Source organism: Acinetobacter sp. NCu2D-2, assembly GCF_001647675.1.
In the GTDB taxonomy this organism is placed as follows: Bacteria; Pseudomonadota; Gammaproteobacteria; order Pseudomonadales; family Moraxellaceae; genus Acinetobacter.
In genome coordinates, this window is sequence record NZ_CP015594.1 from 1,333,782 (window position 1) to 1,356,473 (window position 22,692).

Sequence of the window (22,692 nt, forward strand, 5' to 3'; positions counted from 1 at the left end):
AGTATTCATAATTAGCCAAATGTTTTAAAGCGTTCAGCGTCGTCCATATAGGTTTTTTCACCCGCTGGAGCTTCAATTGAACCAAACACGAGCTGTGCACGTAATTTCCAGTTTGCAGGCACATCGAATTTTGCTCCAACCTCATCATCAACGATTGGGTTGTAATGCTGTAATGATGCACCAATACCTTTTTCAGCCAAAGCTGTCCAAGTTGCAAATTGTGCAATTGCAGATGAATGTTCAGACCAGATTGGGAAGTTATCTGCATACAGTGCAAATTGTTCTTGTAGACCTTTCACCACATTTTGATCTTCATAAAATAATGCTGTGCCATAACCTGCAGCAAAACTGTTGATTTTGGCATTAGTCGCATCAAATGCTTCAGCTGGAACAATTTTACGTAAAGTTTCACGTACAATTCCCCAGAACTGCTCATGTGCTTCTGCAAATAAAATCACCACGCGTGATGTTTGTGAGTTAAATGATGATGGACTTTCACGTACAGCATCTTTAATTGTTTGTTCAATTTCTGATTTGTCTAAGCTAACATTTTTACCAATGACATAAATACTACGGCGTTTTTTAATTTGGTCTAGAAAAGACATGTTCTACCTCGATATGTGTTTTTGATCTCATCTTGAAATTTATATTACGTGATTGTTTTTAGGAAAACAGGCTCATGAATATAACGTAGTGTTTTATATTTAGAACAATAAAGAATTTATCAACAAGTCATATTGCTTTTTTGTAGCCATGTATAGAAAAGCCTCGCATTGAGCGAGGCTTTCATTTTTAAAATTAAAATTTAAAAATTATTTGTTGTCTGTTTCAAACAATGCCGCAACAAATGATTTGGCAGAGAATGGACGTAAGTCATCAATTTTTTCACCAACACCAATAAAGCGAATCGGCACATGGGTACGGCTTGCAATATTAAACAGCACGCCACCTTTGGCAGTACCATCTAGCTTAGTAATAGTCAGACCTGTTAGACCTACAGCTTCATCGAACATTTCAACTTGGTTAATTGCATTTTGTCCTGTGCCAGCATCCACCACTAACATTACTTCATTCGGTGCAGTCGCATCAATTTTTTGCATAACACGTTTGACTTTGGTCAACTCTTGCATCAAATGACCTTTGTTATGCAATCGACCTGCAGTATCTGCAATAAGAACATCAACACCTTTGGCACGCGCACTTTCAAACGCATCAAAAATCACAGAAGCTGAATCTGCACCATGACCTTGTGCAACAACTGAAATATTATTACGCTCACCCCAAATTTGCAGTTGCTCAGTCGCAGCAGCACGGAATGTATCCCCCGCAGCAAGCATGACTTTTTTGCCTTCACCTTGTAGACGTTTTGCAAGTTTACCAATCGTTGTGGTTTTACCTACACCATTTACACCAACAACCAAAATAACATAAGGCTTTTTATTTGGGTCTATGTAAAGCGGTTTAACACGCGGTGCCAATAAAGCAACCAATTCTTCCTGAAGCGCTTTATACAATGAGTGCGAATAAATTAAATCACCACGCGCAGTACGTTCGGTTAAATTGGCAATAATGGTTTTTGTTGCATCAACACCGATGTCCGCAACCAATAATTGTTCTTCAACTTCTTCTAATAATTCATCATCGATTTCTTTACCACCGATGAGAATATTCACCATACCATCTGCAAGATTTTTACGGGTTTTAGTTAAACCCTCTTTCATGCGACTGAAAAAACCACCTTTTGATTGAGGTTCTTCTTGTGCAGCATGTTCTACTACTGGAGCAACGGGTGCCTCAGCAACAGCAGGTGTTTCTTTAATAGGCACATTGACAACAGGTAAACCCGGTAATGTGACATCGTCATCTCCGATATCAGCATCAATCAAAAATTTATTTTGCCCATTAGATTGTTGTTGCATGCCGAATCCTTGAAAAGCATAGCGTTAAAAACTTGGATTCTAACATAAGTTATTCGCTTTTAACCCTTGCAAGCAGTTACAAAGCACATCCGATAAAAAGAAAGCACTAAATTTGCTTTTAAAAATGAAAACGCGAACAATAAAGAATAATTTTCACGCTTGGACTTTATAGTGTTTCATCTCCATGCAGCAAAAATCCGCCTTACATTTAGGTTTCTTCCCAAGCATATATTGATGGGACTTTGCATTGTTGTGGGACTAAATACGGCGTTATATGCCAAATCAATAGAAACAACGTCAAAAATTACCGAGCATTCCCTAGAAAATGGTCTAAAAATTATTATTCGTGAAGACCATCGCTCACCTATGGTGATGAGCCATATTTGGTACAAAGTGGGCAGTGCCGATGAACCACAACATCTATTGGGTATCTCTCATGTGCTGGAACATATGATGTTTAAAGGCACAAATAAAGTCCCTAATAATGAATTTACCCGTTTAAGTCGCATCTATGGCGGCACCATCAATGCAGCTACATCTTATAATTACACCAATTATTATCAGCTTTATCCTAAAGCGTACTTCCCGATGGCTTTGGAGCTTGAAGCTGATCGCATGCAAAACTTACAACTTCGCCAACAAGATTTCGAGCCTGAATTAAAAGTGGTAATGGAAGAACGTCGCCAACGAACTGATGATAAACCCAATGCTAAAGCCTTCGAACGTTTTAAATGGTTAAGTTTCCCAACCAGTGCTTATCGCAATCCGATTATCGGTCAAATGAGTACATTGGAAAACATTACACTCAAAGATTTAAAAGATTGGTACGAGTCTTGGTATCAACCCAATAATGCAGTTTTGGTAATTGTAGGCGATGTTGACACGCAGCAAGCCATTCAAGAGGTACAAAAGTATTTTGCTCATATTCCTGCAAAAACCCTACCTCAGCGTGCCAGTGTTCAAGAGATTGAGCATTTTGGCTATCGGCACTTCGAGCTTTATAGCAATGTTCAAATTCCACATCTTTATTTGGCATGGAATACTAAAAGCATTGCGACTGCACAACATGTGAATGATGCTTATATTCTGAATATAATCCGAAGTTTACTCGATAGCGGCATTAACTCACGCTTACATGAGTCACTCATTCGTAAAGAACAAATCCTCACCTCGGTCAGCGTTTCCTATGATGCGTATAACCGAGGTGATAGCTTAATGACCATCACCGCGCTACCTACAACACAGACGACACTTCAACTCGCACAACGCTCTATCCTCGAACAAATTGAAAAGCTAAAAAAAGAGCCAGTTTCAAAACAAGAGCTTGAACGTGTTAAAAATCGGTTTATTTCGAATCTCGTCTATAACCAAGACAATATTGTGACGCAAGCGAAAACACTGGGAAATTTGGCAGTCAATAACTTAGACCCAAACCTGATGCAACAGATGTCACAGTATTATGAGAACATTACCCCACAAGATATTATGCGCGTTGCGAATCAATATTTAATCCAAGAGAATTTAAGCAGTATGCATTTATTGCCAGAATCTCTTCCATCCATTCGCCCTTAATGGATGACACTGACTATGTATAAACTCTCTCTTTTGCTGATGTTATTCGCTGCTGCACATAGTTATGCAGATGACGACTTTGATTTTGATACCGAATTCAATGAAGATACATCTCACATAGTTGCTATTGAGCGCCTAAACAGCCTACAACCTGCACCACTTGATAATGACATCCAAGTTCCTACAGTCATTGAACTCAATAATAAACAAAATGTACGTGCTTTATTTATTCAACGACATGAAATTCCAATGGTAGATATCCAGCTGAGCTTTGACGCTGGCTCTGCTCGAGACAATGAAGTCGAAAAAGGACTCTATGGCGTATCTAATATGGCAGCCAAACTACTTAAAGAAGGTACCCAGCGTTATACACCTGAGCAGGTGAATCGTATCTTTGAACAAACCGGAGCACAATTTTCTACACAAACAACGCGCGACCAATTTTTAATTAAATTACGTTCTTTGTCAGATGAGAATAAAATAGACAAAGCACTTGATCTCGTCATCGAACTAATTAATCATGCCGAATTTCAACCACAAAGTATTGGCTTAATTAAATCAAATACCCAAGTTGGACAAAAGCAGCTTCAAGAAAATCCCACACGTCTAAGAGATATTCAGTTTTATCGCACTGTCTACGGTCAACATCCGTATGCTGAACCTATAGCAGGAACAATCGGAAGTAACAGACGCATCAATACAACGCTCCTTAAAAAATTCCGTGACCAATTTCTAGTGGCACAGAATATGAATATAGCGATTACAGGTGACTTAACGCTTGCACAAGCACAAAAACTATCTGAGCGCTTGGCAACAAAGATACGTCAAGGACAAGCCACCCAACCTTTGGCACAACCAGTCCCAAATACAAAATTTGTGATTCGCCATATTCCACACAGTGCAACGCAGGCCTATGTCAGTTTTGGGCATATCGGAACACCCTATAATATTCCTGAACGCGTTGCGCTCGAAGTTGCAAACCGTATGTTTGGCAATAACAGCTTTAATTCTATTTTGACCCAAGAATTGCGGGTAAAACGCGGACTCACTTATAGCGTCAGCAGTGCCGTCAATTTTGGTAAAGCACCTGGATTATTTAAAGTTAGTTATTCCACACGGGAAGATCAGCTTTTAGAGAGTCTGGATGTCGCATATAAAGCAATGATTCACTTTATAGATCAACCGATTGATCCGCTTTTACTCAATGAAACCAAGGCAGGATTACTGCGCTCATTTCCACAGCGCTTCAGCAGTAATGCGAGTAGCAATGCAAAAATTTCAAATGTTGGGTTCTATGGTGAGTCTCTTCAGGAATTTGCCCAATATCCTAAGATCATTCAACAACTCACCACAACAGATATAGAAAACGCGATTAGAAAATTTTGGCATCCAGATAAACTGAATATTGTGATTGCATCTAAACAGTTGGATCAAAACCAACTCCTAGAGCGTTTAAATCAAAATATTCAAAATAGAACTAAAAATTAATTAAAACTCTTGTTCCACAGGCGGCAATTGTTTAGCACGTTTAGATTCCTGCTGATACGCCTGCATTAACTTTAAATACTGACCACGTGTAATCTGCTTTTGCACAAGTAATTCTTCTGCAAAGTTCTGTGTAAGTGGTAATGAGTATTGCTGTGCCAAATTTAATGTATGCTTCAATTGCACAGCATTAATTGGTCGATACAGTGCAAAAGTTGCTAAAACAATTGTGATGACAACAATAAAGATGATTGTAAAGTTATAAATTTTTTCTAGCGTAAGGTTTGAACAAAACGCTTTAATTTGATCAATATGCAAAGACATACACTACCTCAAGTTAAAAGTAGTGTATGAGCGTGTCTCAATAAGTTCAAGTCAGAATGTTAAACTTTGCGTTATGAAAATACCGCTTAATGATTCACTTCAAATATTAGTAGATCATCGTACGGATGACAGTGAAATAAAGAATCAGACAAATAACCGCTAAAACAACAGCAATCGCAAAGACGCTCACTCCAGTTTCAGCATGCTCAGGGTGTTCAGGATCTTTCTCTGCTAAGCGTGCCAATTCATCATTATAGACTTTATAAAATTGTGCGCGTTGCTCAACATCCAGTTGACGCGTGAAGTGATACACCTCTATACGCTGTGCGATGGTAAAGTTACCTAGGTGCACATCTTTTTCGAAAATTGCGTCATGAATATTCTGACTGTGTTTTTGCGCTAAAGCGATAATTTGTCCGGCGGTTGGCGGAGTGTCAAATTGAATTCCATCGAGTGTTCTTGTCATTGTACTCTCCTTATTTATAGCGGAATCTTTTATATGTATAATAGTGAATATTACATCTGTGTTCCGTTTAATCATGTAAACCAACATTTAGATCACGATAAATATAGGAATGGTTGACAATTCCATTATTTTGTAATATTAGTTTAATAATACTTTGTTATTTTAGTATCAGACCATATGGTCTAATCCTGTAATCATAATTAAAATTAAGGAGTTTTTATATGATGCAACAACTCTCTCAGCACGACTTAGAACACGTATATGCTGATGCGGTAAATACAATTCAATCACAAATGAATTTTGCCGACGCTGTTACGCAACTTGAAAATGCCGCACGTGCCGGTCACGGTAAAGCAGCGCTTTTTTTAGCTGAACTTTACTATCAAGGTTTCCGTGTAGAGCGCGATTCATTAAAAGCGCAATATTGGGAAAACCTAGCCACCATGCAAGCATGAAATAACGTCACCTAGGTGGCGTTTTTTTAGCCTTATTGATTGATAATTGACAAGATTTTTTACTTTTCTTTGCAGAGTTTAAACATTCATTTTCAGTAAAAGCCCTACAATGGGTCACCTTTTTAAAGAAAGATACATATTAAATCACCATGCAAGTCAGTCCTGTTTACAAACCCATTTCCAAAGATTTATTTCTCAAAGTGGGTTTATTTAAATCAATGATGTACTGCGGTGTGCTATGGGGGTTATATAAAGATGGTTGGGCTATGTCACGTCATCAAGATGACCCTATTTTTCCATTCTGGCTCAGTGCAGCACATGCTGAGCGCTATGTTAAGGCCTATTGGCCAAATTACACCGTGCGTAAAATTGATCCCAAAGATTTTAATAATGCACTCTTACCCACCTTACAACGCTTAAATGTGATCCCTGCGCTCTACACAGCAAAAGGATTAAAAGTAAAATTGACTGCGTTGCAGATGTCGCAATTCTTTTTTTCATCTCAAACACTGCACTTTATTTAAATATCGTGGTATTTATAAGTTAGGAAGAAAACTTAACCCATGGCATGTTCGACCGTGGGTTAAAAATCAATAATAAAGAAAGGACAATATAAAATGACTAAAGTTGCTCAAGTATTACTCGACAAACCTTCTCAGAATATTTATACCATTCACCCTGAAGCGACGGTATTAGAAGCCATCACCATTATGGCTGAAAAAGATATTGGTGTTCTGGTGGTCACCCATGAAGAAAATGTGGTTGGCATTTTGTCTGAACGTGATTACACCCGCAAAATTGTCCTAATGGAACGTAGTTCATTTGACACCATGGTCAGTCAAATTATGACTGAAAAAGTCTTAACAGTGAGCAAATCAACACCGATTGAAGATGGTTTAAAATTAATGACCGACAAACACCTGCGTCATTTGCCTGTGATTGAAGATGGAAAATTAGTGGGTTTAGTCTCAATTGGAGATTTAGTTAAGGCAGCCATGAAAGATCAACAAAACTTGATTGATCAATTACAACAGTATATTTCAGGCTAATTTACAATAAATTTTACATGAATATTATATTTGTAATGACAAAATAATGACACATGCAATACACATTAAAAATCCCGACGGATGATCGGGATTTTTTACAGCTACACTTTGCTCTTAATGCAAGCCTAACTTCGATGCAACATAATCTGCGTCTTTATCGCCACGACCTGATAAGTTCACCACTATTTTTACATTTTTATCCATTTTTGGCGCTTCACGAATTGCCCATGCCACAGCATGTGAGCTTTCTAATGCTGGTACAATCCCTTCAACACGTGACAAGGTCATAAATGCATCCAAGCATTCTTGATCCGTTGCAGTAGTATATTCGACTCGACCTAAATCTTTCAGTAAGCTGTGCTGTGGACCTACTCCTGGATAGTCCAAACCTGATGCAATTGAATGTACAGGCAGTGGCTGACCTTGTTCATCTTCCAAGACATAACATGCCATACCATGAATTTGACTTGGTTTTCCTAAAGTCAACGTCGCCGAGTGCATATCAGTATCTAGGCCATGGCCTGCTGGCTCTACACCAACCAATTTCACATTGTCTTCATTTAAGAAAGCAGTAAATGCACCCATAGCATTTGAACCACCACCGACACATGCCACGACATAGTCTGGATTTGCACCGAAACGCTCATTGGTTTGTACTTTAATTTCATCGCCAATAATCGATTGGAAATCACGTACCATCATTGGGAATGGATGTGGCCCAACTACTGAACCAATCGCATAAATATAATCTTTCGGATTTTTAAGATATTCCTCAAAGGCACTGTCCACTGCATCTTTAAGTGTTGCTGTACCGCGTGTAACTGAAATCAGGTTAGCACCCAAGATTTTCATTTTCACAACATTTGGATGTTCTTTTTCGATATCCACTTGCCCCATGTGAATTTCACATGGAATACCCACTAAAGCACAAGCTGTTGCCAATGCCACACCATGCTGCCCCGCACCTGTTTCAGCAATCACTTTAGTTTTACCCATGTATTTAGCAAGTAGTGCTTCACCCAAGCAGTGGTTAATTTTATGTGCGCCTGTATGATTGAGGTCTTCACGTTTTAAGTAGATTTGTGCACCACCCAATTGATCTGACAAACGTTTTGCATGGAATAGTGGACTTGGACGACCAACATAATGCGCAAAAAGTTCTTTAAGTTCAGTTTGGAATGCTTCGGTTTTACGAATTTCCTGATACGCAACATTAATATCATCCATCGCTTGCTTAAGATCAGGTGGAATTAACTGACCGCCGTATTGACCGAAGAAACCCTCTGCATTTGGTAATTCAATACCATTGATTTGATGTGACATCGTCTACCCTAAATTTTTATAATAAAAAAAGTCCGAATCGATACTAGCGAATTATTAACTTTTTCAGCAAGTCATAATTCGTCGTATTTCATCGGACTTTTTAAAAATGCACTTAGCATTTGTACCGTTTGATTGATTAACGCGCCAAATACTTGGTCATATCCTCGACACCTTTTAAGGTCATTGGGTACATATGATCTTCAAAGATTTGCTTAATCAAGCCAATGGTCTGGGTATAGTGCCAATAATTATCTTCTTCAGGGTTTAACCACGCCGTTTTATCGAAGTGTTGACGTAAGCGTTGTAGCCATACATGCCCAGCTTCATCATTCATATATTCAACAGAACCACCGACAGAATTTAATTCATACGGCGCCATGCTCGCATCACCTACAACAATTACACGGTAATCGCGACCATAGGTATTGAATAAATCCCACGTATTCATACGTGAGCTGGAGCGACGCACATTGTCTTTCCATACATAGTCATATAAACAGTTGTGGAAATAAAAATATTCAAGCGTTTTAAATTCAGTTTTGGCCGCGCTAAAAAGTTTTTCACACTGAGCGATATGCGCATCCATGGAACCACCCACATCAAACAGCATCAACACTTTAATGCGGTTACGGCGTTCAGGCACAAGCTGAACATCCAAGATGCCTTGCTTAGCTGTTTCACGAATCGTGCCATCAATATCCAGTTCTTCGGCAGCACCTTGACGGGCAAATTTACGTAGACGGCGTAATGCCATCTGCATTTGGCGACTTCCTAAGATTTGGTCGTCATCTAAATTACGATATTGACGTTGTTCCCAGACTTTCACGGCAGAACGTTTACGACCCGGACCACCAATACGAACACCTTCAGGATGATCACCAAAAGCACCAAACGGCGATGTTCCGCCTGTACCGATCATCTTATTTCCGCCCTGATGTTTTTTATGCTGTTCGCGTAAACGCTCTTCCAACATTTTCACCAGTTCTTCAAGTGAACCTGCTTTTTTGAGTTCTTCGCGCTGTTCAGGCGTTAGATGCTTTTCAAGTAGTTCGAGATCAAACCAGTCTTTGGGTAATTTATGGACTTGATTGAGGAGTTCATCGATATCAAAAGTTTGAATGCCATCGAAGTAATCTTTCATGGCACGGTCAAACTTATCGAAATAGCGTTCATCCTTGACCATCACGGTTTTGGTCAATTGATAAAATTCATCTTGATCGGCAAAAACTAGACCCGCAGCAACGGCTTGATTCAGATCAATCAGTTCACGGGTAGAAACCGGTACACCGTATTTTCTTAAGGTATAAAACAAGCGCACAAACATGCGTGTTTCTCCCTTATCGACGGGTCATAAATGCTAGACGTTCGAGCAATTGCACATCTTGCTCGTTTTTAATCAACGCACCATAGAGTGGCGGGATGGCTTTTGATTTATCCGCGTTACGCAGTACATCTTCAGGCATATCATCTGCCATCAGTAGGCTTAGCCAGTCGATCAGCTCTGAAGTTGATGGTGGCTTTTTAAGCCCAGGGATTTGGCGCAATTTAAAGAATATTTGTAAAGCTTCAGAGACCAACGTTGCTGAAATATTTTCGAAATGTACATCGATAATTTCACGCATGGTCGCTTCATCAGGGAATTCAATATAATGGAAGAAACAACGGCGTAAGAACGCATCTGGCAATTCTTTTTCATTATTTGAAGTGATGATAACGATTGGGCGCTGTTTAGCAGTAATGGTCTCGCCTGTTTCATAAACATAAAACGACATTTTGTCGAGTTCATGCAAAAGATCGTTCGGGAACTCTATATCTGCTTTATCAATTTCATCAATTAATAATACACAGCGCTCTTCACTGGTAAATGCTTCCCAAAGCTTGCCTGGCTTGATGTAGTTTTTAATATCGTACACACGGTCATCACCCAATTGACTATCACGTAAACGTGAAACCGCATCGTACTCATAAAGCCCTTGCTGTGCTTTTGTGGTCGATTTGATATGCCATGTGATCAACTTTAAACCTAAACTTTCAGCCACTTGCTCTGCCAAAAGAGTTTTACCTGTACCCGGTTCACCTTTAACCAACAGTGGTTTTTGTAAACTACGTGCAGCTTTGACCGCAAGTTTTAGACTATCAGTTGCAATATACTGAGCCGTACCTGAAAAGTGTTGTTGATCCACAGACATGACATAACCTTATTGTTTTATCTACAGCGGTGAACGCTCTCGATTTGAAACGGATTCTGATTGATTTGAACGATAATTCGACCAGCAATAGCCTAACAATGCACCAACACCTACGACAAATAAAATAAGTGACGCATTAATCCAAATCAGAGATTGATCCTTGGTTAAAACACCAAATAGTAAGCCAAAAATAGCAGGTGCAATTGAAGAATTAGGACCTTCAGAAACCGTTGGTGTGAGCAAAACTGCAAATAAAATAATCCATAGCAAGCCACCTACTGGTTTAGGGATACGTTTAGTAATGCCAAACCAGCATAACAGCGCAATGATGCTACCAATTAAGTAGACTGCTATGGCAATCGTGTCCTCAGGAATTGAATCCAATACAGTTACATAACCATTCATAGCACAACTCCTGAACTTAGCTTAAGCACCACGTAGACCTTCAGGCTCGACTGCATTCGGGTCAATTAAACCTTCTGGCGGCATTTGCAAGAAAAAGCCTTTTGTTTGAACAGAATCCATCACATGTAATACATTTGCACGTGCAAGTTTACGTGATTCGCTTAATTCAAGATCCATAACAAAAGTTGCACGACCAAATGCGGTACGCACGGCTTCAGGCAACACATTTAAAGGTTCGAATGTCTCTTTTTCACTTTCAGTGCTTGGACTTGCCACATAGAGATACATTTCGTCTTTCTTGCTTGATTTGTAGATAGATACTTGCATGTTTCAAATGGTTTTATAAAAAATCATTGGCAAGGATACATCAAAAGAAAATCAGATACATTAACCAAGCATATCGCATGAGTCGTGATTTTGTATAATTGGCTTTTCTTTAACCAATTTAAATTAAATCGAATCTGTAACTTTCATTTGCTTAGACAGATATGATTCATCCTCACGTAACAGTCGAATCAGTGGCAAGGTCAGCATTTCATAACGCCAGCCTAATAAGTACTGAGGTAAGTCTTGTTCGTCATTATGAAACACAACATGCTGATACAAGGCATTCATCCACTTCTTGCGCAGCAAGACTTCTTTTGGAATTGTGGTTTCATCTACAACAGATTGAATTAAAGCATCAATCTTCTGACCCATATCTTGTGAAGAATGACGGATTGGACGAGCTAGACGCAGTGGCCAATCTTTTTGTTCTGGTAAAAATTTGAGTAAATCTAAAATGGTCTTGCCATAATCTCGCACTGTTGTTGTACGAATATCCTTGGCTTGACTGAGCTGGAACATATTTTTGGGATTACGTTCCACTAAATCAATCATGGTTGAATTTTTAAGGATAAAACTACGCGGTTGATTCAGCGCCTTCACAATCTGTTCGCGCCAAAGCATCAACTGTTGTAATTGCATGAGTTGACGGCGTGAATGACGATAATTACCAATGTCTTGATAAAGCTGTTCAACAGGTGTTTCAGCACCTATTTCGTAGGTGAGATTTTTGCAGTCTTCAATCACAAAATCCAAAATCGACTTTTCACGTAAATCGGCTTTGATTTTGTCAGAAAGCTGTCCTAGATATTCCACGTCATTTGCAGCATAAAGCAACTGCTCATCACTCAAAGGACGCGCCAGCCAATTAGAGCGAGTTTGATCTTTATCGATGTCGATATCAAGCATATGTTTCAAGGCATTTTGATAACTGACTTGTAGACCATGACCTAAAAAGGACATCCCCACTTGAGTGTCAAAGACATTACTCAAATGTTTACTTTGGGTATAGTGATAAATGAGGTCAATATCTTCACTACAGGCATGAAAGATATTTTGCTCAGCACCAAAAAGACGTTGCCAAAAACCTGAAAAATCAAGCGTTGTACCATCCAACAAATAAACCTGATTATTGACATTGATCTGAAAGACGCCCAACTTCGGCCAAAGCGTGTCAACTTTGATAAATTCTGTATCTAAAGCATAGACAGAACTTTGATCCATTTGGCTTAAAACGTGATTTAAATCTTTTTGCTGCTGAATAAACTGAAACATAAAACAGAGTCTAAAATTAGATGCTCGATACAAGCTATCTTAAACGATATATATAAATTTTCTATAAAATTAACACATTTTTATAACAAATTCCGAAACTTATGATTTTTGTAATCGCTAAATTATTTTAATTAATAGTTTTTATATATAAGTAAAAATAACCATTACAGGAATGGTTATTTCATGCGCATACGATTATGTACAGCTTGGCTTAATGTATGACTGTCGACATATTCAAGTTCGCCCCCTTGTGGGACACCTTGAGCAATACGCGTCATTTGTAAAGGTAGATGCTTACTTGCTTCAACCAAATAATGTGCAGTCGCTTGTCCTTCAACCGTTGCATTGGTCGCAAGAATCACTTCCTTAATATTGCCTTGGCTTAAGCGCTGCAATAGATATGGAATGCCGATTTCTTCAGGGCCGATCCCATCAAGTGGTGATAAATGACCACCCAATACATGGTACTTGCCACGAAAACTGCCACTTTGCTCAATTGCCATGACATCTGCAGGTGATTCAACCACGCATAACAAGCTGTCATCACGCTCATGTGAAGCACAAATATTGCAGATTTCATCTTCCGTTAAAGAATGACAAACCGAACACTCGTGAATGTAATTGGTCGCTTCAGTTAGCGCATGCGCCAAGCCAATCGCCCCTTCACGATTTTTCATGATCATATGCAAGGCCATACGTTGAGCCGATTTCGGCCCAACGCTTGGCAAAATGCGTAATGCTTGAACCAGTTGATCAAAACGATCACTAAACATTGCGCATTCTTCCTTAGAACATACCTGCTAAGCCAGGTGGTAAGCCCATACCTGAGTTTGCTGATTTAAGTTTTTCTTCAGAAATAGCTTCTGCTTGACGTGCTGCATCATTCATAGCAGCTGCAATTAAGTCTTCAATCATATCTGGATCATCTTGAAGAAGTTCAGGATTAATCTCGATACGCTTCACCACATTGCGGCAAGTCATAGTGACTTTGACCAAGCCACCACCTGCTTCAGCATGAACTTCGGTTTGAGCAAGCTGTTCTTTGGCTTTTTTAATGTTATTTTCAGCTTCTTTCTGCATGCGCTGAGCTTGCTGCATTAACATATTAATGTTCATAAAGATCTCCGAACATAAATTTTAAAAATTAGATAAGGTCTAAACCACGTGTAATATCCGCGATAATATCATTGATTTCTTCCAAACCAACTGAAACACGGATTAAACCTTCAGAAATACCTGCAGCTTGTTTTGCTTCTGCTGAAAGTTTGCCATGTGTCGTGGTCGCAGGATGGGTAATGGTTGATTTAGCATCACCTAAATTACCGGTAATTGAAATGAATTTTGTGTTATCAATCACTTTCCAAGCGCCTTCACGACCGCCTTTCACTTCAAATGACACGATCCCACCGAAGCCAGTTTGCTGTTTTGCAGCAAGTTCGTGACCGACGTGTTCAGGTAAACCTGCGTAATACACTTTTTCCACTTTTGGATGGGCATTTAAGAATTCAGCCAATTTTTGTGCACTTGCAGAGTGTTCACGCATACGTAAACGAAGTGTTTCTAAACCTTTTAAGAACACCCATGCATTGAATGGACTCATTGATGGACCGGTTGTACGCACGTAACCAAATACTTCTTCAAGTAATTTATGATTACCCACGACTGCACCACCAAGTGCACGACCTTGACCATCTAAATATTTAGTCGCTGAATACACCACCAAGTCAGCACCGAATTTGATTGGTTGCTGTAATACAGGTGTACAGAAGCTATTATCAATCGCAAATAATGCACCATTTGCATGTGCGATATCTGCCAATGCTTGAATATCTGCTACTTCAGCCAATGGGTTTGATGGAGATTCTACAAAGAATAATTTAGTTTCTGGTTTAACTGCATTTTTCCATGCATCTAAATCGGTTAAATCGACAAAGTCGACTGCAACACCGAATTTACCAACGTATTTTTCAAATAATGATACAGTTGAACCAAATACAGCACGTGAACAAATCACATGGTCACCGGCTTTCAAATATGCCATTGCCACTGCCATAATAGCAGCCATACCTGAACTGGTCGCTACGGCGCGTTCAGCGCCATCCAAAGCTGCAAGACGTTTTTCGAACATTGCAACTGTTGGGTTGGTAAAGCGAGAATAGATATTACCTGGTCCTTGACCTGAGAATTTCGCAGCCGCTTCTGCTGCATTTTCATATACAAATGACGATGTTAAGTAGATTGGTTCTGCGTGCTCACCCTCGAAACTGCGCGTATGACCTGTGCGAATCGCTAGCGTTTCTAATTGGTATGAAATATCGTCTTGTTGGCTCATTACGTCTACTCAGTCCCATGGACTGCCTTTTGTAAAAAATTGCCAACATTTTGATCGTCTATGCTATTTAAGGTCAAGGCATAATACTCAAATATTGCTTAGACTTCGATCAATCCTCCAAGGACACGGATAAAATTTTCACATGAATCAATTCAAACGAAACTTTCAACATCAGCAAAAAAAACTCAAACATTTGAGCGCACGTATTTTTAATGCGTCTTCATTAGTCTTATCGCAACAAACCCCTTTTGAGTACATTGCTGAACATGAGTTTTGTAAAGTTCGCTTTTACGCTTCACCAAATAAACAATATCGCGAGCCTTTAGTGTTTGTTGCACCGCTTGCCATCAATATGGATATTTATGACTTATATCCTTATCGTTCTTTAGTAAAACACTATCAGCACAGTGGATTTGATGTCTACTTAGTTGAATGGAATAAGCTGAACTACAAACATCGTGAACTGAATTTTATGTCGTTTATCGATGATGCGATTCCTAAATGTATAACCCAAATCTGTCAGCATTCGGGTAGCGAGCAAATTTCATTGCATGGCTGGAGTATGGCGGGGATTTTTGTGACGCTGTATACCGCGCTTCACAATCCATCACAGATCAAAAACTTAATCGTGGTTGGCAGTCCAATCGACAGTTATGCTTCAGGCCGTGTAGGTAAACTTTTTGAAACTACCAGTCAACTGATCTCAAAAAATACCTCAATTCAGCAATTGATCCATAATGGACAAATTCCGAAACAGTATATCCATACCCCAGGTATTTTAAATGCGCTCGGTTTCAAACTGCTTGATCCTGTCGGTTGGTTCAAAAGCCAGAAGCAGTTCCTGTTTAATTTAGACAAACCTGAACACGTGTATGAACATGCAACCATGGGACAATTTTTAAATCGTATGATTGATTATCCGGGTGGCATTAATCAGGACATGGTCTTGCACCTTTGGCTACAAAACCCGCTTAAACATGGCTCAATCACTTTAGGTGATACCACCGTAGAACTGAAAAATATTCACTGTTCTTTATTGGTTGGTGCAGGTTTATCAGATCAAATTGTGACAGAAGAAGCAGCTAAACCTTTGATCGAATTGACAAACAGTCGTGATGTCACGTTTACTCAGATTCCAGGTGGGCATTTAGGTTTGATGTCTAATCAAAAATCTGCCAATACCTTTTGGCCGAAAATGACCACATGGCTATCTCAACGCTCTACACGTATAGATCACGTTGAATAAAAACACACTGTACTAAAAATTTGAGGGTATGACATGATTCAATCTGTCGCATTTATTGGTTTAGGGGCAATGGGTTATCGCATGGCAGCGCATCTCCCTAAACATTTTGAACAAGTTCTGGTGTGGAACCGTAATTTTGCAAAAGCTAAACAACATGCTGCAATGTACGGTACGCAAGCTGTTTCTTTACAAGATGCCGTTCAAGCCGATGTGATTTTTTCATGCTTACCCACAAGTGCAGATGTTGAGCAATTACTGGCGGATCTTCAATTAAAATCAGGCAGTATTTGGGTAGATTGCACCAGTGGTGTTCCCGAATCTGCTAAAAAATTGGCTCAACAACTCAAAAAAGACGGCGTCTATTTCCTTGATGCACCTGTCAGTGGTCAAACCATTGGTGCAGAAAAAGGCACACTCACTGTCATGATTGGTGGTGATGCTGCAGCATTCCAAAAAGCACTGCCTGCGATTCAGGCATTTGGTGGTTTGATTAAGCATGTCGGTGAATCTGGCGCTGGTTTTGCAGTTAAAGCGGTCAACAATATGTTAATGGCTGTAAATTTATGTGCCGTTGCTGAAGGCTTTACCACGCTTAAAGCACATGGAGTTGAACTGAGTGAAGCCTTAGATTGTATCAATGCTTCGAGTGGTAAAAGCATGGTGACAGAAACGATTTTCCCACAACGAGTGCTTACTCGTGAATTTCCTGTAACCTTTGCCCTGCCACTTCTTGCTAAGGATACAGGCATTGCTTTAGATCTTGCCCGTGAAGCCAAACTTGCAACACCGGTACTGGCTACTGCACGAAATATGATTCAAGCAGCAAACGCTTCATCGGATAATGTTGTTGATTTTTCAAGTGCTGTCAAAATGTATGAATCATGGAGTAAAATCACACTTGAGTAATATCTCGCCATTGAATAATCATAATTAAACCGCAATATTGTGTGTAAATAGGCACATGAAGTGAACATTTAAAGGAACTCTCATGAACAAATTTTCTGTTGCAGCTGTAATGAGTCTAGCGACTTTGTTTGGGGCTTCAACTACGGTTTTTGCATCTGAACAAGAATGCAAAAAGTTAAAAAATGAGCATGACATCATCTATGCAGCGAAAGGCTTCTGCTTTAAAGACCCTGAAGCAAAAGCGAAATTCAATGATGAATGTCGCACACCAAACCCGAAATTCAATGAAAAAGAGAAACAAAAGCTTGACGAGATTAAACAACGTCAGAAAGAATTGAACTGTAAATAATACGTGTTCAAAACATTCAAGGAATAAATCATGACATATGATGATCAGAATATTTTTGCAAGAATTTTGCGTGGTGAACTCCCTGCAATTAAAGTCTATGAAGATGATCAAGTTCTTGCATTTATGGACATCATGCCTCAGGCAGAGGGTCACACTTTGGTGATTCCAAAAACACCTGCAGTGACCTTACTTGATTTAGCTCCTGAAGCTGCGGCTTATACCATTCAAATCGTGCAAAAAGTGGCGAAAGCCATTGAAAAAGCCTTAGGTGCTGAAGGCATTGTGTTAATGCAACTTTCAGGTGCTGCAGCCGGTCAAACTGTTCCTCATGTGCATTTCCATTTAATTCCAAGCTCTATTCATGAACTTGGTAAACATGCCGCACAAATGGGTGACCAAGACAAAATTAAAGTGCTTGCTGAAAAAATCAAAGCAGCACTTTAATTTTCTCAACTGATTTATAAAAGGAGCCTCGGCTCCTTTTTATTTATGTATCCATTTATTTTTCTAACGCAAATTCATTGATTGTCACTCATATTCAATGCTGCATGTTTTTATGACAACAACATGACCAATAAACGACAAAGTTAATAAATTAACATTTTGATTATATTTAATTTTATTGAAATATTTCTTTAACCATACTGTCTTATTCATCATCAATACTGAGCACCAATAGAGATGTAGCGATCAACGTCACTACAGAGATTCAAGACCACCGAAGTCTTTATTGGAGCACACAATGAAAAAAACCTTTATCGCATTTACGCTTGGGGCAACCGTATTCACACCCATCCTTGCATCTGCTGCAGATGTAAAAATTTATGGACGCGCGCATGTTTCACTGGATTATTTAGATGATGGTCAAGAGTATCGCGATGTCAACCTATCTTCAAATTCATCACGTATTGGTTTTAAAGCTGAACACCAACTTGAAAATGATATGACCGTGTTTGGACAAATTGAACAGGAAATTAATTTTGCTTCCGCAAGCAAAGATTCTAAAGGTGTTGATTTTGCGACACGCGACACCTTTGTTGGTCTCAAAGGTAATTTTGGACAGGTGAAAGTTGGACGCTTCGATAGTCCGTTTAAAGTGGCTCGAAATCCCGTGAATTACTTTGGAGATATGGTGGGTGATGTGCGTAATGTCACCCGTGTAGGTAATCAAAAGTTCGATGAACGCAATGAAAATACCATTGAATATAAATCTCCAAACTTTGCTGGTGGATTTAATGTCGCCGCTGCTGTATCCATGCATTCAGCAACGGGTATTGCTAAAGATGCAGACGGATCAGATCAAGATGACAACAAAGCCTATGATCTTGCACTCACCTATAAAAATGGTCCTAGCGATATTGCTGTTGCTTATGAGAAATATGAAGAAAACTCAATTGAAGCGAAAGCACGTCATGCAATTCGTGTTGCTGGCGCATATGACATCTCAGAGCAATTCAAGCTTGGTGCGCTCTATCAACACTCCAAAGTCAATAACGAAGATCAAAATGCATCCATCTACGGCGTTGCAGGTGAATATAAATTGGCACCTAAAACCACACTGCGTGGAGAATACTTTTACCGTGATGTCGACATTGATGATGCAAACTCAAGTTTAATCGCAATTGGTGTAGAACATCGACTCGATAAAGACGTACGCCTTTATGCAAATTTGGCAACCATGCTCAATGATGACAATGCAAATTTAACACCATGGAAAGAAGGTCGTAGTGCACAAATTTCAGGTGCTACAGGAGAAAATGCAACTGCATTATCACTAGGTTTCCGCTACGACTTTTAACTTAAAAAGATTTTAACAAGGACACCATTTTGATGTCCTTTTTTATTCAATATTTAAAACCAAGTAAAACAATCAAGATTAAATATTATTATAATTATATTCCAACCATTTTAATCAGGTATTAAATATAAGTAATTTAGTCAACTTTAAAATAAGATAAATTATTATAAGACGAATGAATAAATGATAATAATTATCATCAAACAATCATTATTTATCTTATTAAATCAATAACTTAAAAATATATATTTGTTTAAACTGTGCCGTCTATTTATTTTTATTATTGTTTTGTTTAATAATATAAACAAGCAATAAAAACAGGCTTATTTTATGAGCTTAGTTCCTAAAAATTTAAACCAAAAAGCAGTACGAGATATTACTGTGATTTTAATTATTAAAGTTTCTTTACTCTTAGTAATTAAAAACATTTGGTTTGATGCCCCTACGATCCCAAAGAATTTTGACACTCAAGTTGCTGAGCATATTGCAGGCAATACACCCTTAAACAAGGAGACACGTTGATGATTTCTGAAAGCGTGGTCGATTTATCGCGGTTCCAATTTGCTATGACCGCGATGTATCACTTTTTATTTGTACCGTTAACTTTAGGTCTCGCATTTTTGCTTGCCATTATGGAAACCACCTATGTGATTTCTGGTAAGGAAATTTATAAAGATATGACCAAGTTTTGGGGAAAGTTATTCGGTATTAACTTCGCCTTGGGTGTAACCACTGGTCTGACTATGGAATTCCAGTTTGGTACCAACTGGGCTTATTACTCTCATTATGTCGGTGATATTTTCGGTGCACCCCTAGCGATTGAAGGTTTAATGGCTTTCTTCCTTGAATCAACATTTATTGGCTTATTCTTCTTTGGCTGGGATCGCCTGTCTAAAGTTCAACATTTGGGGGTAACTTGGTTAGTTGCACTCGGTTCAAATATGTCTGCACTTTGGATTTTGGTTGCCAACGGTTGGATGCAAAACCCAGTTGGTTCTGCATTTAACTATGAAACCATGCGTATGGAATTAATTGATTTCGGTGCACTGATTTTTAACCCAGTTGCCCAAGTCAAATTTGTTCACACCGTTTCAGCCGGTTATGTAACGGGTGCTATTTTCGTATTAGCGATTTCAAGTTACTACTTACTCAAAAAACGTGACTTACCTTTTGCTCGCCGTTCATTCGCGATTGCAGCCATCTTTGGTTTAGCATCCACACTTTCAGTGATTCTACTAGGTGATGAATCAGGTTATGAAATTGGTGACGTACAAAAAACTAAACTTGCTGCGATTGAAGCTGAATGGGAAACAGAACCTGCACCAGCTGCTTTCACCTTGTTTGGTTTCCCAAATCAAGACACCATGCGTACCGATTATGCAGTGAAAATTCCATATGTCATGGGGATTATTGCCACTCGCTCTACTGATACTCAAGTAATGGGGATTAAAGACCTGATTGAGCAGCACGAAGCACGTATCCGTAACGGTATGGTAGCTTATTCACAACTTGAACAATTACGCGCAGGTGACAATTCGGAAGAACTTAAAGCTGCATTTGCTGAAACACAAAAAGACTTAGGCTATGGCTTACTTCTTAAAAAATATACATCCAATGTAGTCGATGCGTCTGAAGAGCAAATCAAAGCTGCTGCTAAAGACACCATTCCACATGTACCAAGCTTGTTCTGGTCATTCCGTGCCATGGTGGCATCTGGTTTCTTGATGTTGCTCTTGTTTGTACTTGCAGCTTTTGCTGTCGCAAAACGTAATGCAGAAGATAAACCTTGGTTACTTCGTTTTGCACTATTTGCCTTACCTCTCCCTTGGATTGCAGCACAAACAGGTTGGTATGTCGCTGAAGCTGGTCGTCAACCATGGACTATTGGTGAAGTGCTTCCTACTCACTTATCCGCATCGAGCTTAAGTACAGGCGATGTGATGGGTTCAATTCTCGCATTGGCTGCCTTCTATACAGTATTACTCATCATCGAAATGTATCTGATGATTAAATTCTCACGCCTTGGCCCAAGTTCTTTACATACAGGTAAATACCATTTTGAAAAACTTGAAGCAGCTAAAAAGGCAAATGAGGAGATTCAAGCATGATTGAATATGAATTACTCAAAATCATTTGGTGGGTCTTGGTCGGTGTACTCCTCATTGGCTTTGCCCTCACCGACGGCTTCGATATGGGCTCAATGGCGATCATGCCATTTGTAGGTAAAACAGATGATGAGCGTCGTGCCGCAATTAATACCATCGCCCCACACTGGGACGGTAACCAAGTTTGGTTTATTACTGCAGGTGGTGCGTTATTCGCTGCATGGCCAATGGTCTATGCCACTGCCTTCTCAGGCATGTACTGGGCACTTCTTCTCGTTTTATTTGCCTTATTCTTAAGACCTGTCGGTTTTGACTATCGATCTAAACTTGAAAATACCCAATGGCGTAATTCTTGGGACTGGGGACTTGCTGTCGGTGGTGCTGTACCTGCCTTAGTCTTTGGTGTGGCATTTGGCAATATGTTCTTAGGTGTACCATTTACTTTAGATGAAACTGTACGTTCAATGTATACAGGTAGCTTCTTTGCCCTACTCAACCCATTTGCAATTGTTTGTGGTTTAGTTAGCTTATCTATGCTCTGTGCTCACGGCGGTGCATGGCTCATGCTGCGTACTGATGGCGCATTGCGTCAACGGTCTGCCAAAGCAACACAAATCATGGGCATTGTTTACTTGGTTTGCTTTATTGTTGTAGGTCTATGGTTGTATTTTGGTGGCATTCAAGGTTATACCTTGGTTCAACCTTTCGATACCAATGCAGCAGCTAACCCACTTGCAAAACAAGTCTTAACTGACGCAAATCCAGGTTGGATGAATAACTATACGACTTATCCAATCACTAAAATCGCACCAATCGCAGGTATTTTAGGTGGGTTGATTGTTGTGTTTGCAGCCTCTAAAGCAAAAGCAGGATTAACGTTCTTAGGCACAAGTTTGGCTGTGATCGGAACCATCTTAACTGCAGGTTTTGCTTTGTTCCCATTCCTCATGCCATCAAGCTTAAATCCTGTTTCAAGCTTAACTATGTGGGATGCGGTATCGAGTCAAAAAACATTGACTGTGATGACCGTGGCAGCATGTATCTTCGTACCAACAATTTTGTGCTACACCACTTGGTGTTACTACAAAATGTGGGGAGTGGTTACCAACAAACACATTCAAGAGAATTCACACAGCCTGTACTAAGGCTGTGTCTTAAGGAGACTAAATT

Annotated in this window: 26 protein-coding genes; 13 read left to right on the forward strand and 13 right to left on the reverse strand. The window is 39.4% G+C overall.

Annotated elements, in window-relative coordinates; translation table 11 throughout:
• Positions 1-11: 11 nt before the first annotated feature.
• Both A3K93_RS06325 and ftsY read right to left on the reverse strand, forming a co-directional pair.
• The gene (locus A3K93_RS06325) at positions 12-605 is read right to left on the reverse strand and encodes a nitroreductase family protein (protein WP_067729950.1); all 594 of its coding nucleotides are present in this window, start codon (positions 603-605) and stop codon (positions 12-14) included.
• 207 nt (positions 606-812) lie between these two features.
• On the reverse strand, positions 813-1,919 hold the full coding sequence (gene ftsY, locus A3K93_RS06330; RefSeq protein WP_067729952.1) for a signal recognition particle-docking protein FtsY: 1,107 nt from the start codon (positions 1,917-1,919) through the stop codon (positions 813-815).
• Between the two features lie 234 nt (positions 1,920-2,153).
• Here ftsY and A3K93_RS06335 point away from each other — a divergent pair, with 234 nt between their 5' ends.
• Both A3K93_RS06335 and A3K93_RS06340 read left to right on the forward strand, forming a co-directional pair.
• A complete protein-coding gene (locus A3K93_RS06335; protein ID WP_067729954.1) occupies positions 2,154-3,491 on the forward strand; it encodes a M16 family metallopeptidase in 1,338 nt (445 codons plus the stop codon).
• A gap of 15 nt (positions 3,492-3,506) precedes the next feature.
• Positions 3,507-4,979, forward strand: a complete 1,473-nt coding sequence (locus tag A3K93_RS06340) for a M16 family metallopeptidase (RefSeq protein WP_227509886.1) — start codon at positions 3,507-3,509, stop codon at positions 4,977-4,979.
• Here the strand turns inward: A3K93_RS06340 and A3K93_RS06345 are convergent, their stop codons facing one another.
• Both A3K93_RS06345 and A3K93_RS06350 read right to left on the reverse strand, forming a co-directional pair.
• Positions 4,980-5,300: a hypothetical protein gene (locus tag A3K93_RS06345; protein WP_067729958.1), complete on the reverse strand. Its 321-nt coding sequence runs from the start codon at positions 5,298-5,300 to the stop codon at positions 4,980-4,982.
• 106 nt (positions 5,301-5,406) lie between these two features.
• A complete protein-coding gene (locus tag A3K93_RS06350; RefSeq protein WP_067729960.1) occupies positions 5,407-5,766 on the reverse strand; it encodes a hypothetical protein in 360 nt (119 codons plus the stop codon).
• Positions 5,767-5,987: 221 nt separating this feature from the next.
• Here A3K93_RS06350 and A3K93_RS06355 point away from each other — a divergent pair, with 221 nt between their 5' ends.
• The 3 genes from A3K93_RS06355 to A3K93_RS06365 all read left to right on the forward strand — a co-directional run bounded on the left by A3K93_RS06355 (position 5,988) and on the right by A3K93_RS06365 (position 7,270).
• Positions 5,988-6,221, forward strand: coding sequence for a hypothetical protein (locus A3K93_RS06355; protein ID WP_067729962.1), 234 nt, complete (start codon positions 5,988-5,990; stop codon positions 6,219-6,221).
• A 149-nt stretch (positions 6,222-6,370) separates the two neighbouring features.
• On the forward strand, positions 6,371-6,745 hold the full coding sequence (locus tag A3K93_RS06360; RefSeq protein ID WP_067729964.1) for a DUF2750 domain-containing protein: 375 nt from the start codon (positions 6,371-6,373) through the stop codon (positions 6,743-6,745).
• 93 nt (positions 6,746-6,838) lie between these two features.
• A complete protein-coding gene (locus tag A3K93_RS06365) occupies positions 6,839-7,270 on the forward strand; it encodes a CBS domain-containing protein (RefSeq protein WP_067729966.1) in 432 nt (143 codons plus the stop codon).
• Between the two features lie 114 nt (positions 7,271-7,384).
• Here the strand turns inward: A3K93_RS06365 and trpB are convergent, their stop codons facing one another.
• The 9 genes from trpB to A3K93_RS06410 all read right to left on the reverse strand — a co-directional run bounded on the left by trpB (position 7,385) and on the right by A3K93_RS06410 (position 15,118).
• Complete coding sequence (gene trpB, locus A3K93_RS06370; protein WP_067729968.1) at positions 7,385-8,593, reverse strand: tryptophan synthase subunit beta; 1,209 nt, start codon at positions 8,591-8,593, stop codon at positions 7,385-7,387.
• Positions 8,594-8,729: 136 nt separating this feature from the next.
• Positions 8,730-9,917, reverse strand: a complete 1,188-nt coding sequence (locus A3K93_RS06375; protein ID WP_067729970.1) for a vWA domain-containing protein — start codon at positions 9,915-9,917, stop codon at positions 8,730-8,732.
• A 13-nt stretch (positions 9,918-9,930) separates the two neighbouring features.
• The gene (locus A3K93_RS06380) at positions 9,931-10,782 is read right to left on the reverse strand and encodes an AAA family ATPase (RefSeq protein ID WP_067729972.1); all 852 of its coding nucleotides are present in this window, start codon (positions 10,780-10,782) and stop codon (positions 9,931-9,933) included.
• Positions 10,783-10,803: 21 nt separating this feature from the next.
• Positions 10,804-11,187, reverse strand: a complete 384-nt coding sequence (locus A3K93_RS06385) for a hypothetical protein (protein ID WP_067729974.1) — start codon at positions 11,185-11,187, stop codon at positions 10,804-10,806.
• Between the two features lie 21 nt (positions 11,188-11,208).
• The gene (locus A3K93_RS06390; protein WP_067729976.1) at positions 11,209-11,514 is read right to left on the reverse strand and encodes a YcgL domain-containing protein; all 306 of its coding nucleotides are present in this window, start codon (positions 11,512-11,514) and stop codon (positions 11,209-11,211) included.
• A 123-nt stretch (positions 11,515-11,637) separates the two neighbouring features.
• Positions 11,638-12,786: a ribonuclease D gene (locus tag A3K93_RS06395; protein WP_067729978.1), complete on the reverse strand. Its 1,149-nt coding sequence runs from the start codon at positions 12,784-12,786 to the stop codon at positions 11,638-11,640.
• A gap of 176 nt (positions 12,787-12,962) precedes the next feature.
• Positions 12,963-13,559 (reverse strand): recombination mediator RecR, encoded by a 597-nt coding sequence (recR, locus tag A3K93_RS06400; protein WP_067729979.1) that lies wholly within the window; start codon positions 13,557-13,559, stop codon positions 12,963-12,965.
• A gap of 13 nt (positions 13,560-13,572) precedes the next feature.
• On the reverse strand, positions 13,573-13,902 hold the full coding sequence (locus A3K93_RS06405) for a YbaB/EbfC family nucleoid-associated protein (RefSeq protein WP_067729981.1): 330 nt from the start codon (positions 13,900-13,902) through the stop codon (positions 13,573-13,575).
• Between the two features lie 28 nt (positions 13,903-13,930).
• Positions 13,931-15,118, reverse strand: a complete 1,188-nt coding sequence (locus A3K93_RS06410; protein ID WP_067729983.1) for an O-succinylhomoserine sulfhydrylase — start codon at positions 15,116-15,118, stop codon at positions 13,931-13,933.
• 142 nt (positions 15,119-15,260) lie between these two features.
• Between A3K93_RS06410 and A3K93_RS06415 the strand changes: the two genes are divergently transcribed.
• The 8 genes from A3K93_RS06415 to cydB all read left to right on the forward strand — a co-directional run bounded on the left by A3K93_RS06415 (position 15,261) and on the right by cydB (position 22,667).
• The gene (locus A3K93_RS06415) at positions 15,261-16,364 is read left to right on the forward strand and encodes an alpha/beta fold hydrolase (RefSeq protein WP_067729985.1); all 1,104 of its coding nucleotides are present in this window, start codon (positions 15,261-15,263) and stop codon (positions 16,362-16,364) included.
• Between the two features lie 33 nt (positions 16,365-16,397).
• Entirely contained in the window at positions 16,398-17,270 is an 873-nt protein-coding gene (locus A3K93_RS06420) for an NAD(P)-dependent oxidoreductase (RefSeq protein ID WP_067729987.1), read from the forward strand.
• Positions 17,271-17,352: 82 nt separating this feature from the next.
• Positions 17,353-17,619: a YARHG domain-containing protein gene (locus A3K93_RS06425; protein ID WP_067729989.1), complete on the forward strand. Its 267-nt coding sequence runs from the start codon at positions 17,353-17,355 to the stop codon at positions 17,617-17,619.
• A 30-nt stretch (positions 17,620-17,649) separates the two neighbouring features.
• Positions 17,650-18,063: an HIT family protein gene (locus A3K93_RS06430; RefSeq protein ID WP_067729991.1), complete on the forward strand. Its 414-nt coding sequence runs from the start codon at positions 17,650-17,652 to the stop codon at positions 18,061-18,063.
• Positions 18,064-18,361: 298 nt separating this feature from the next.
• Positions 18,362-19,417 (forward strand): porin, encoded by a 1,056-nt coding sequence (locus A3K93_RS06435; RefSeq protein ID WP_067729993.1) that lies wholly within the window; start codon positions 18,362-18,364, stop codon positions 19,415-19,417.
• A gap of 330 nt (positions 19,418-19,747) precedes the next feature.
• Entirely contained in the window at positions 19,748-19,939 is a 192-nt protein-coding gene (cydP, locus tag A3K93_RS06440; RefSeq protein WP_067729995.1) for a cytochrome oxidase putative small subunit CydP, read from the forward strand.
• Positions 19,939-21,525, forward strand: coding sequence for a cytochrome ubiquinol oxidase subunit I (locus A3K93_RS06445; RefSeq protein WP_067729997.1), 1,587 nt, complete (start codon positions 19,939-19,941; stop codon positions 21,523-21,525). Before cydP ends, A3K93_RS06445 begins: the two co-directional genes overlap by 1 nt.
• Positions 21,522-22,667 carry a cytochrome d ubiquinol oxidase subunit II gene (gene cydB / locus A3K93_RS06450; RefSeq protein WP_067729999.1) on the forward strand — a complete coding sequence of 382 codons (1,146 nt, stop codon included), beginning with the start codon at positions 21,522-21,524 and terminating at the stop codon, positions 22,665-22,667. Before A3K93_RS06445 ends, cydB begins: the two co-directional genes overlap by 4 nt.
• The last annotated feature ends 25 nt before the right edge of the window (positions 22,668-22,692 follow it).

Bases quoted from the DNA above. Each gene is read 5' to 3' on its own strand.
- A3K93_RS06345 (WP_067729958.1), bottom strand. From the start codon at position 5,300: ATGTCTTTGCATATTGATCAAATTAAAGCGTTTTGTTCAAACCTTACG.
- A3K93_RS06425 (WP_067729989.1), top strand. From the start codon at position 17,353: ATGAACAAATTTTCTGTTGCAGCTGTAATGAGTCTAGCGACTTTGTTT.
- A3K93_RS06390 (WP_067729976.1), bottom strand. From the start codon at position 11,514: ATGCAAGTATCTATCTACAAATCAAGCAAGAAAGACGAAATGTATCTC.
- A3K93_RS06395 (WP_067729978.1), bottom strand. From the start codon at position 12,786: ATGTTTCAGTTTATTCAGCAGCAAAAAGATTTAAATCACGTTTTAAGC.
- A3K93_RS06410 (WP_067729983.1), bottom strand. From the start codon at position 15,118: ATGAGCCAACAAGACGATATTTCATACCAATTAGAAACGCTAGCGATT.
- A3K93_RS06335 (WP_067729954.1), top strand. From the start codon at position 2,154: ATGGGACTTTGCATTGTTGTGGGACTAAATACGGCGTTATATGCCAAA.
- trpB (WP_067729968.1), bottom strand. From the start codon at position 8,593: ATGTCACATCAAATCAATGGTATTGAATTACCAAATGCAGAGGGTTTC.
- A3K93_RS06430 (WP_067729991.1), top strand. From the start codon at position 17,650: ATGACATATGATGATCAGAATATTTTTGCAAGAATTTTGCGTGGTGAA.
- A3K93_RS06435 (WP_067729993.1), top strand. From the start codon at position 18,362: ATGAAAAAAACCTTTATCGCATTTACGCTTGGGGCAACCGTATTCACA.
- A3K93_RS06375 (WP_067729970.1), bottom strand. From the start codon at position 9,917: ATGTTTGTGCGCTTGTTTTATACCTTAAGAAAATACGGTGTACCGGTT.
- A3K93_RS06445 (WP_067729997.1), top strand. From the start codon at position 19,939: ATGATTTCTGAAAGCGTGGTCGATTTATCGCGGTTCCAATTTGCTATG.
- A3K93_RS06405 (WP_067729981.1), bottom strand. From the start codon at position 13,902: ATGAACATTAATATGTTAATGCAGCAAGCTCAGCGCATGCAGAAAGAA.
- cydP (WP_067729995.1), top strand. From the start codon at position 19,748: ATGAGCTTAGTTCCTAAAAATTTAAACCAAAAAGCAGTACGAGATATT.
- A3K93_RS06365 (WP_067729966.1), top strand. From the start codon at position 6,839: ATGACTAAAGTTGCTCAAGTATTACTCGACAAACCTTCTCAGAATATT.
- A3K93_RS06385 (WP_067729974.1), bottom strand. From the start codon at position 11,187: ATGAATGGTTATGTAACTGTATTGGATTCAATTCCTGAGGACACGATT.
- ftsY (WP_067729952.1), bottom strand. From the start codon at position 1,919: ATGCAACAACAATCTAATGGGCAAAATAAATTTTTGATTGATGCTGAT.
- A3K93_RS06360 (WP_067729964.1), top strand. From the start codon at position 6,371: ATGCAAGTCAGTCCTGTTTACAAACCCATTTCCAAAGATTTATTTCTC.
- A3K93_RS06340 (WP_227509886.1), top strand. From the start codon at position 3,507: ATGTATAAACTCTCTCTTTTGCTGATGTTATTCGCTGCTGCACATAGT.
- A3K93_RS06420 (WP_067729987.1), top strand. From the start codon at position 16,398: ATGATTCAATCTGTCGCATTTATTGGTTTAGGGGCAATGGGTTATCGC.
- A3K93_RS06350 (WP_067729960.1), bottom strand. From the start codon at position 5,766: ATGACAAGAACACTCGATGGAATTCAATTTGACACTCCGCCAACCGCC.
- A3K93_RS06355 (WP_067729962.1), top strand. From the start codon at position 5,988: ATGATGCAACAACTCTCTCAGCACGACTTAGAACACGTATATGCTGAT.
- recR (WP_067729979.1), bottom strand. From the start codon at position 13,559: ATGTTTAGTGATCGTTTTGATCAACTGGTTCAAGCATTACGCATTTTG.
- A3K93_RS06380 (WP_067729972.1), bottom strand. From the start codon at position 10,782: ATGTCTGTGGATCAACAACACTTTTCAGGTACGGCTCAGTATATTGCA.
- cydB (WP_067729999.1), top strand. From the start codon at position 21,522: ATGATTGAATATGAATTACTCAAAATCATTTGGTGGGTCTTGGTCGGT.
- A3K93_RS06325 (WP_067729950.1), bottom strand. From the start codon at position 605: ATGTCTTTTCTAGACCAAATTAAAAAACGCCGTAGTATTTATGTCATT.
- A3K93_RS06415 (WP_067729985.1), top strand. From the start codon at position 15,261: ATGAATCAATTCAAACGAAACTTTCAACATCAGCAAAAAAAACTCAAA.